Below are 8,803 nucleotides of genomic sequence, written 5' to 3'. Positions count from 1 at the left end.
ATTTAAGGAAGTTTGTTTTTGCCAAATATGCGGCACCAATCACGCCAGCATCGTTTCCTAACGTTGCAATTATGATATCAGCTGCATCAGCAACCCTTGGAAACGCATAGCGTTTGAATTGTTTTCTTAATGGTATCAGCAATTGTTCACCGGCTTTTGAAACCCCACCGCCGACAACAATTTTTTCAGGGTTTAGCCCATTTGCCACATGACTTAACGCCAAGCCGAGGTGATAGGTAACATGATCAATGACACTTTGTGCAAGCTTATCCCCTTTATTTGCTGCTTCAAAAACATCTTTTGAGGTGATTGTACCTGCTTTTTCAAATTGTTCTCGAAGAAGACTTGGTTCGTTATTCGCTTCAATCGACTCTTTTGCCAAACGAGCAATACCTGTTGCAGATGCGATTGTTTCGATACAGCCGGTCTTGCCGCAGCCACAAGGAACACCGCCTTCAGGTATGGAGGTGATATGGCCAATCTCACCGGCTGCACCGTTTGCTCCACGAACAACCTCACCGTTGGAGATAATACCTCCACCAATTCCAGTGCCTAGCGTTACACACAATAGATTTTTAGCTCCTTCGCCTGCCCCTTTCCACAATTCGCCGATTGCTGCAACGTTGGCATCATTATCTACGACAACAGGTAATCCGATATTTTCCTCCAGCTCTGCTTGTAATGGGAACATTTCTTTCCAGCCTAAATTTGATGCTGTATAGAATATACCTTCTTCGAAATTAACAGGACCAGCTGCACCCATACCAGCTGCAGAAAATTGGTTTTTAGTTAGATTAATTTCTTTCATTTTTGCATCGATTGCTTCAGCAATATCTGGGATTATTTTATCGCCGGATTTATTAGTTGGAATTTCCCATTTGGTAACAATTTCACCTTCTTGTGTAATAAATGCTAACTTAACCGTTGTTCCACCTAAATCAATACCTATTAATAAATTTTCCATATGTATCCATTCCCTTAGTTTAGTTGTTTATTTATTTTTGGTTCTTTTCTCTGTTTCCCATACAATTTCTTGGCGGAGGAGAAAGATGGCTGTTTGAAAGTCCTTTGTTTCAATGAGCTGTGAATTATAAAGCTCGTGGACCTCCGCTTCCATTAATTCAAGATCAGCGACTCGGTCACCGACATAAATGATGGTTCCAAATTTTTTTAGAAATTGTTGGATATCATAAATCGTTTTCACATTTTCACCTTCTGTTGTCCACAATATAAATCTAGCTTATTCAAAAATAAACGAACACGCAAGTCTTTCGATTAAAAGTCCTTAAAAATATCAAATACGCTTTGGCGTATTTGCGGCCAGATTTTAGGCCCACACGAAGTGGGTCACAAAGACATTGCCACAGGAAGTGGCGTTCTTAGGCTTTGATCTTATTGCCACGAAAACTTTCCTATAAAAATCTGTGCCATCCGCCGGAGGCTTTTAACTTTATTCAGTATACAGCTGAATAAAGGTAAAAGGAGTGCTCACAACTGAACACTCCTTACATATTTTACTTATCTGGGTCCTGTGGATGTAATATTTTTGGTCGATTTCTTTTTAACGGAATTGGTGCACGGAATAAGACATCCTTAAATCCTTTGTACGAAAATGGAATAAACGGCCATAAATACGGCACATTAAAGGATTTCATTCGAGCTAAGTAGATGATCCACAGTGTAACCCCACCAACAAACCCGACGATCCCAAAAATACTCGTTGTTAGTAACAGGAATAATCGAGCCAACCGGTTAGCAAGACTCATCTCATAGCTAGGAGTTGAGAAGGTCCCAATTGCGGCGATGGCTAAATACAAAATAACCTCATTTGTGAATAAACCAACTTCAACGGCTACCTGACCAATTAACATGGCAGCGACTAGTCCCAGTGCTGTTGCAAGGGAGGTCGGTGTGTGAATAGCCGCCATTCTTAAGAGATCAATTCCTATTTCAATAAAAAAGAACTGGAGTATCAATGGTAAACTTCCATTATCATTTGGACCGATAAATTTAAGATTTTCCGGCAACAATTCTGGCTGAACAGCAAATAAATACCATAATGGTAATAAAAAGAGTGATGCCCACACTCCAATATAGCGAACTAGTCGAAGATACAATCCGGCAACTGGACTATTCCGATATTCCTCAGCATGCTGCATATGATGCCAGAACGTTGTTGGCGTGATGAGAACACTTGGCGAACCATCAACCATGATAATGATATGACCTTCAAAAAGGTGAGCGGCCGCTGTATCGGGTCTTTCTGTATATCTCACAACAGGATATGGATTATAATGTCGACCTGAAATATATTCCTCAATCGTTTTCTCACCCATAGGTAACCCATCGGTATCAATCTTTGAAATCGCGTCTTTTACTTCCTTAACATGAGCAGGATCGGCAATATCCTCAATGTAACTAACAATGATATCTGTTTTTGAACGCCTTCCAACCTGCATATATTCCATTCGAAGTGATTTATCCCGAATTCTTCTTCTCGTTAAGGCTGTATTAAAGACGATTGTTTCAACAAAACCGTCCCTGGAACCCCTCACAACTCTTTCAGTATCAGGTTCTTCAGGTCCTCTTACAGGATACGTTCGTGCATCAATTAAAATAACTTTATCAAGTCCATCAACTACTAGAGCCGTTGGACCCGCAAGTACCGTATCAACAACCTTATCAAGATCATCTACGCTTTCAACTTCGACATATGGGATATAGGTCTTCAAAAGTTTTTCTAGGCCATCTATTTTTAACGTATCTTCATCCTGTTGTGCAAGAAATTTTTGGAGAAGATGTAACATATCATCTTTAACAAGACCATCAATTAAAAACATGGACATGTCTTTACCTGCATATTCTACGTCAATTTGGATGACGTCAAAGCTTTTGTCTACGCCGAGAGCTTCTCTTAAATAGCTCCGATTTTCTTGTATATTTGTTGAGACCGGATCTTTTGGCTTTACTTTTTCATTTCCCATTAGAATCACTCCAATCACGTACAAAAGCAACTTGTTTAGGCTACTAATCCATCATTGACGTAAAATTGGAAAATAATACTTATTCAGGGAAATAAAGAAAAGCGCCTCAAGCGAGGCACTTTTTACAATTGGCCACTTTCCATGGCGTCTATTTCTTTTATCAGTTCTTTATAATTTTCATTATCTGGATCTGTTTTAATCGCTTGCTCTGCTGCCTTTTTTGCTTTTTCAAATTCCTGCAACTGGACATAGACTAACGCAAGATTATAATACGCTTCAGAGATTTCAGGTGCTTTTACCGTGACAATTTCTAAATGATCCCTTGCCTCTTCTAACTTACCTAGTTTAATTTCAGTATAAGATAAATAAAAATACATCTCAGGTGAGTCTACACCCTTTTCTTCGGCCGTTTTTAGCATGTCATATGCCTTTTGAAGCTCATTTGATTGAATATATTCCTGTGCGGATTGCACGAGAAATTGAGGATTATCAGAATGTGGCTGTACCACATAACCGACGTAAAAAAGTGCACCAACAGTCAAAATGGTTACCACGAGTCCACCTAATCGCTTAACAAATTCTTTTCGCTTAGGTAAATGCACAATGCTCGCCGCTAAAAAGCCACCAACCAAACCCCCGATATGACCCGAGTTATCGATACCAGGAATCATGAATCCTAAGGCCAAGTTGATGATTATAATCCCAATTACATTTGGTCCCATTGTTCTAAAGAAAAGGGAAGGGTAGGCCGCTCCGAAAAATAATAGTGCACCAAAACAACCAAAAATAGCACCAGAAGCCCCCGCAGAAATATTTGCATTAAACACAAAACTCGCTAGACTACCTACAAATCCCGCAAATACATAAATTAATAAAAACCTTAGTTTTCCGTAAAGCCTTTCAACCTCTGTCCCTAAATAATATAACGCGAAAGTGTTCATAAGAAGATGTATAAATCCGATATGTAAAATCATTGGCGTGAAAAAGCGCCACCATTCACCATTTAAAATCCGGAAGTTTTCCTTTGCCCCATATTTCAATAAGGTCTCTGTATTTGTACTCCCACCATGCAATTCTAAAACAGCAAACATTATTAATTGAATGGCAATTAAGATGTATGTAAAAAACGGTTTTCCATTTTGAAAGATTTGCTTTTCACTTGAAATCCGCTCATTTGCAACGCTAATAACTTCACGTTTCATGTTTTCAACCATGTCAACGTCTATATAAATGGATTCATCCAGATCAACATCGGTATGAACATACTTTGATAGTTCCTGTAATCCCGAATCCTTATGTTCCGAATCAATTAATACAGTATGTAAAGAAGTAAGACCTTTTGCTCCTGCAACGAGTGGGCCTTCTACTCGAAATTTCCAATCATCGACAGGTGGGTATGTCGTAATATAAATATTTAGCGCATCCAGTTTGCGGGCAAATAGACGCTTTCTTAGCTGCTCTAAGCGCTGTGCTGTGATTTCCATATCCCTTTGCATCCAATTGCTCCAATCCAAATCATGACGCAGGATACGGATAATTCTTGGTTTGTTTTTTTGGGTTGTTTCTAACCATATTTCATTATTTGATTTTGATAATTGGAGAATTCGGTAGCCACCTTCTAGCTGAAGCCCCTCGATCATTTTCCAATAAAGATAATCCTGATTGAACACCAAATCCCCCCTTTTCCTATGAGTTTCTTTTATTATAAACATTTTACTCTACCTGTTACCAAATTTCTGTCTTAAAAATCAAAAAAACCTGTTGAAAATAAATCAACAGGCTTTCTTTTCTCTAACGGAAGGCTTGAGACATCATTCTGTTTCGAATAAATGGGATTTTCATGGACGAGCTAATAAAGACACGTCGAACCGCTGGGTTTCCGAAAACACGATTAAAAATGCGATAACGGTACCGGTAGACAGCATAAATCCCTCCAAAAAGTAAAGCTATTCGGGTCAATAAGCTTAACATTTTTATCCCTCCTAGATATACTTTTTGATTTTCCCTTTCATTTTATCCTTGTAATAAAGAAAAGAAATATGTCCCAAGTCCAGACGCTAGGAAGATTGAAATAAAATTCACAACATCATTATTGCAAAAGCGTAAACCCTTAAGATAGGTTGTTTCCTGTCCACAATGGAACCTTTTTTCCGTTTCCATGCCACAGATAGAACATCTATAAACGACTTGAATGGTTGCTCCTATAATCGTATCAATTACATTTCCGCAGAAACCAACCAATGTAAGTCCTATCAACAGAATAACTGAAAGCTCAGGCCAAACTAAAAAAGAAATGGCACTAATGAGAAATGACCCCAAGAAGCCAGCGATTGTTCCTAACACTGAAACTGCCCCTGACGTACCTGCATCCACCCGCTTCAGCTTTGTAAGGAGAATCGGCTTTTTCTTACTAAGGGTCCCGATTTCCGAAGCCCAAGTATCAGCGGTTGCAGCAGCGATTGACCCTACAAAAAAGACAAGCCAAAATAAAGAGTCAGACCATGCAAACATTAAGCCTGTAAATGCTGCAATACCGCCGTTTGCAAAAACTTGAACGATATCACGTTGCTCGCCTTTTGCTACTTTATTTTTGAGACTCGATTTATTTCCAGCCTTGAGTTTACTCCAATAATTAGAACTTCCAAAAAAGACACCTAATAAAAGCAATCCGCGATATCCAAAGCCAATCGACACGGCACTTCCAACAATAATCGTCCCAACTGCTCCACTAACGGTTAATGATTTACGCTTATATCCTAAAACAGCTACAACTATGGAGGCAAGTATTTGGATTGAAAGATTAATCATGGCTCAATAACCTTTGTGTTTGTCACGATTTTCTGAACAGGAAGATCAAATGGCTCAACCGGTAATTCTTCAACTAGCTGTTCCGGAAATGCCAAGGAGACAGTTTTCCCTTGATACTCCGCCAAATATCGGTCATAATACCCTCCACCGTGGCCAAGACGGTATCCGGTTGTTACGAAGCTTAAACCAGGGACAAATAATATATCTATTTCATTATGTAAAACCACTTGTGTTTGTTCCTCAATTGGTTCTTGTAGTCCATAAAAGACGACCTCTAACTGTGAAAATGATGTAATATCATGGAACGACATCGTCTTTGACTGTGGATGACATTTTGGAACTGCCACTCGTTTCTTTGATTCCCACGCTTTTTCAATCAGGTATTTCGTATTGACCTCATATTCGCCAGAAATCGTAATGCCAATTGTTTTCGCGTTTGTCCACTCGGGTAATGAAAGGACCTGTTCTGTAATTTCCTGTGACCATTTATGTAAAGTATCTTTATCAATCGAACGTAAAGTCCCCTTCATTTCTTTTCTCATTTCCTGTTTCGTCTTCAAGCTGTTCGCCCCCCTCATCATATTTCTATTATAATAAAAAAAACAGCAGGAAATTGCTTCCTACTGTTACTTTGTTTCGCGGTGTAGAGTAACCTTTTTAAGTCTTGGGCTATATTTCTTAAGTTCAAGACGGTCAGGGTTATTACGCTTATTTTTCTTTGTAATATAATTACGATCGCCAGTTTCAGTACAAGCTAAAGTGATTTTAACACGCATCGTTTATTTCCCTCCAAACATTAAAGCTTTAATCAGACTTACCTATCATACCACTTAACTATTCAAAATTCCAGTCCTATTTTTGGGTTCGAAAAAATTTCTAATCACTATATCAAAATACAATTCACAGATGTACAAATTGTTGTCCACGATAGTAAGTTACGATAAGATTAATAATGGAATGGAGTGAAGATATGGAATACGCATTTATTATTTTATTAAGTATCGCAATCCTTCTTCTTGTCATCTCCTTTTATGGGAAAGACCGGATAAAAATGGTGCAAGAGGAAATTGATCAACTATCTCTTTCAGTCGTTCAGGAAACGTATTTATTAAAGAAAAAAGTGAAGGTGCTAGAGGAAGAACTACTTACAAATGATATCGATTATGATATGGGACCACCACAAACCAACGCTATGTCGTTATCTAATACTTCCATTTTATCTTTATATGATAAAGGCTTGAGCTATGAGGAAATCGGAAATAAAACAAATTTACCGGTTGAAGAAGTTCGACTCATCCTAGAACAGGCAAAGAAAATGGGGCTCATTTAATGGATAAAAATTTATTACGAGGGATCGCATTCGGAATTATTATATCAACCATTGTTTATGGAACTATTTACTATTTGACCACATAAAAAAACTCAAGCCCAGTGTTTGGCTTGAGTTTTTTCGTTTACGAATTTAGGTCGACGTTTTTTCCTTTTGTCATGAAAATGATATGTTCAGACATATTGGTAGTATGGTCTGCTATCCGTTCGATATTACGTGACACAAAGGATAGCTGCGTAATTTGATTGAATGAATCAGGTTTGCTTGGCATTAATTCAAGCAGTTCTTTAAGGATTTTACCGTATAAAGCATCGACCTCATCATCAGCCTTAGCTGTTGTAATCGCCAATTCGACATCTTTTTCAATATAGGCTTGGATTACATTATTTAACATGTCTATAGCCATTTTCGCCATTTTAGGTATATCTATAATTGGTTTGATTAATGGTCCGTCTCCGATATGAACAACAGATTTTGCGATATTTACTGCAAGATCGCCGATTCGCTCAACATCATTTGAGATTTTTAATCCAGCGATGATCGTGCGAAGATCGGATGCGACCGGCTGTTGTTGAGCGATTAGCTGAATAATTAGATTATTGATTTCTTCTTCAAGTTCGTTAATTTTTTCGTCTTCACTAATGATTTGTTCAGCCATTTTAATATCTTGCTGTGCAAGTGATTGAACTGATTTTTCAACAGCAGTTTTTGATAAGTTTACCATTTCAACGAGTAATTCTTTAAGTCGATCTAAATCTTTGTCTAATGACGTGCGTATGGACATATTCTACTCCCCTTGATAAATTATTTTAGCCAAAACGACCTGTGATGTAGTCTTCAGTTCGCTTGTCAGATGGGTTTGAAAACATTTTATCTGTTTTTTCATATTCGATGATTTCTCCGCTTAAGAAAAATGCTGTTCGGTCAGAGATTCGTGCCGCTTGTTGCATGTTATGCGTAACGATGATAATGCTAAAGTTTTGCTTTAGTTCTTGAACTAGTTCCTCAATCTTCAATGTTGAAATTGGATCTAGTGCAGAAGTAGGCTCATCCATTAGTATAACATCAGGTTCGATTGCTAAACACCTAGCAATACAAATTCTTTGTTGCTGACCACCAGAAAGTCCATATGCATTTTCATGAAGGCGGTCTTTTACCTCATCCCAAATGGCTGCGCCTCGTAAGCTTTTTTCCACAATTTCATCGAGTATTTTTTTGTTTCGAATTCCATGAATTCTGGGTCCATAAGCAATATTATCATAGATGGATTTTGGAAACGGATTTGGTTTTTGGAAAACCATTCCAACCTTAGTTCGAAGCTCTTCCTCTTTATATGATTTATCAAAAATATTTCTTCCCTGATATAAAATCTCACCGGAAATACGTACAATAGGTACAAGCTCGACCATTCGGTTTAATGTTTTAATATAGGTTGATTTTCCACATCCTGACGGTCCAATAATCGCCGTCACTTCGTTTTCATAGATCGGAAAATTAATATTTTTTAACGCATGGTCTTCTCCATACCAAAGGTTTAAATCCTTAGTATCATACACGATTTTTTTATCTATTTGATCTGTGTTTACATTTTTTTTAGTAACAACATTTAATGTCATTGTTGAGTTTCTCCCCTTCAAATAAGAATCAAATTCGCCTTTGCGTATTTGCGCTCGATTTTTAG

General features: G+C 37.9%; 11 protein-coding genes. 1 reads left to right on the top strand and 10 read right to left on the bottom strand.

Annotated features, from left to right (window positions below; all coding sequences use genetic code 11):
* From V7147_RS22440 to rpmG, 8 genes are all read right to left on the bottom strand, one after another.
* Nucleotides 1–964, bottom strand: a 964-nt coding sequence (locus tag V7147_RS22440; protein WP_335370024.1) for an ROK family glucokinase, incomplete at its 3' end; no start/stop codon positions are given.
* A gap of 27 nt (nucleotides 965–991) precedes the next feature.
* Nucleotides 992–1,204, bottom strand: coding sequence for a YqgQ family protein (locus V7147_RS22435; RefSeq protein WP_335370023.1), 213 nt, complete (start codon nucleotides 1,202–1,204; stop codon nucleotides 992–994).
* Between the two features lie 310 nt (nucleotides 1,205–1,514).
* Entirely contained in the window at nucleotides 1,515–2,984 is a 1,470-nt protein-coding gene (locus tag V7147_RS22430) for a spore germination protein (protein ID WP_335370022.1), read from the bottom strand.
* A 122-nt stretch (nucleotides 2,985–3,106) separates the two neighbouring features.
* Complete coding sequence (locus tag V7147_RS22425) at nucleotides 3,107–4,654, bottom strand: rhomboid family intramembrane serine protease (RefSeq protein WP_335370021.1); 1,548 nt, start codon at nucleotides 4,652–4,654, stop codon at nucleotides 3,107–3,109.
* Nucleotides 4,655–4,775: 121 nt separating this feature from the next.
* Complete coding sequence (locus tag V7147_RS22420; RefSeq protein WP_335370020.1) at nucleotides 4,776–4,955, bottom strand: hypothetical protein; 180 nt, start codon at nucleotides 4,953–4,955, stop codon at nucleotides 4,776–4,778.
* Between the two features lie 42 nt (nucleotides 4,956–4,997).
* Nucleotides 4,998–5,792, bottom strand: coding sequence for a DUF92 domain-containing protein (locus V7147_RS22415; protein WP_335370019.1), 795 nt, complete (start codon nucleotides 5,790–5,792; stop codon nucleotides 4,998–5,000).
* Nucleotides 5,789–6,352, bottom strand: a complete 564-nt coding sequence (locus tag V7147_RS22410; protein WP_335370018.1) for a 5-formyltetrahydrofolate cyclo-ligase — start codon at nucleotides 6,350–6,352, stop codon at nucleotides 5,789–5,791. Before V7147_RS22410 ends, V7147_RS22415 begins: the two co-directional genes overlap by 4 nt.
* 66 nt (nucleotides 6,353–6,418) lie before the next feature.
* Nucleotides 6,419–6,568 carry a 50S ribosomal protein L33 gene (gene rpmG, locus V7147_RS22405; protein ID WP_335370017.1) on the bottom strand — a complete coding sequence of 50 codons (150 nt, stop codon included), beginning with the start codon at nucleotides 6,566–6,568 and terminating at the stop codon, nucleotides 6,419–6,421.
* A gap of 194 nt (nucleotides 6,569–6,762) precedes the next feature.
* On the opposite strand from rpmG, the gene V7147_RS22400 reads away from it, so the two are divergent.
* Nucleotides 6,763–7,122 carry a hypothetical protein gene (locus tag V7147_RS22400; protein ID WP_335370016.1) on the top strand — a complete coding sequence of 120 codons (360 nt, stop codon included), beginning with the start codon at nucleotides 6,763–6,765 and terminating at the stop codon, nucleotides 7,120–7,122.
* Between the two features lie 124 nt (nucleotides 7,123–7,246).
* Here V7147_RS22400 and phoU read toward each other — a convergent pair whose 3' ends face one another.
* Nucleotides 7,247–7,906 carry a phosphate signaling complex protein PhoU gene (phoU, locus tag V7147_RS22395; RefSeq protein ID WP_335370015.1) on the bottom strand — a complete coding sequence of 220 codons (660 nt, stop codon included), beginning with the start codon at nucleotides 7,904–7,906 and terminating at the stop codon, nucleotides 7,247–7,249.
* Between the two features lie 25 nt (nucleotides 7,907–7,931).
* On the bottom strand, nucleotides 7,932–8,738 hold the full coding sequence (gene pstB / locus V7147_RS22390; protein WP_335370025.1) for a phosphate ABC transporter ATP-binding protein PstB: 807 nt from the start codon (nucleotides 8,736–8,738) through the stop codon (nucleotides 7,932–7,934).
* Between the last annotated feature and the right edge of the window lie 65 nt (nucleotides 8,739–8,803).

The organism is Bacillus sp. JJ1521 (assembly GCF_036965165.1).
Lineage (GTDB): Bacteria > Bacillota > Bacilli > Bacillales > Bacillaceae_L > Ferdinandcohnia.
Note: the sequence above shows the minus strand (reverse complement) of the source record. Positions and strands in the feature narration are given on the sequence as shown.

Bases quoted from the DNA above. Each gene is read 5' to 3' on its own strand.
- V7147_RS22430 (WP_335370022.1), bottom strand. From the start codon at position 2,984: ATGGGAAATGAAAAAGTAAAGCCAAAAGATCCGGTCTCAACAAATATA.
- V7147_RS22420 (WP_335370020.1), bottom strand. From the start codon at position 4,955: ATGTTAAGCTTATTGACCCGAATAGCTTTACTTTTTGGAGGGATTTAT.
- V7147_RS22415 (WP_335370019.1), bottom strand. From the start codon at position 5,792: ATGATTAATCTTTCAATCCAAATACTTGCCTCCATAGTTGTAGCTGTT.
- rpmG (WP_335370017.1), bottom strand. From the start codon at position 6,568: ATGCGTGTTAAAATCACTTTAGCTTGTACTGAAACTGGCGATCGTAAT.
- V7147_RS22400 (WP_335370016.1), top strand. From the start codon at position 6,763: ATGGAATACGCATTTATTATTTTATTAAGTATCGCAATCCTTCTTCTT.
- phoU (WP_335370015.1), bottom strand. From the start codon at position 7,906: ATGTCCATACGCACGTCATTAGACAAAGATTTAGATCGACTTAAAGAA.
- pstB (WP_335370025.1), bottom strand. From the start codon at position 8,738: ATGACATTAAATGTTGTTACTAAAAAAAATGTAAACACAGATCAAATA.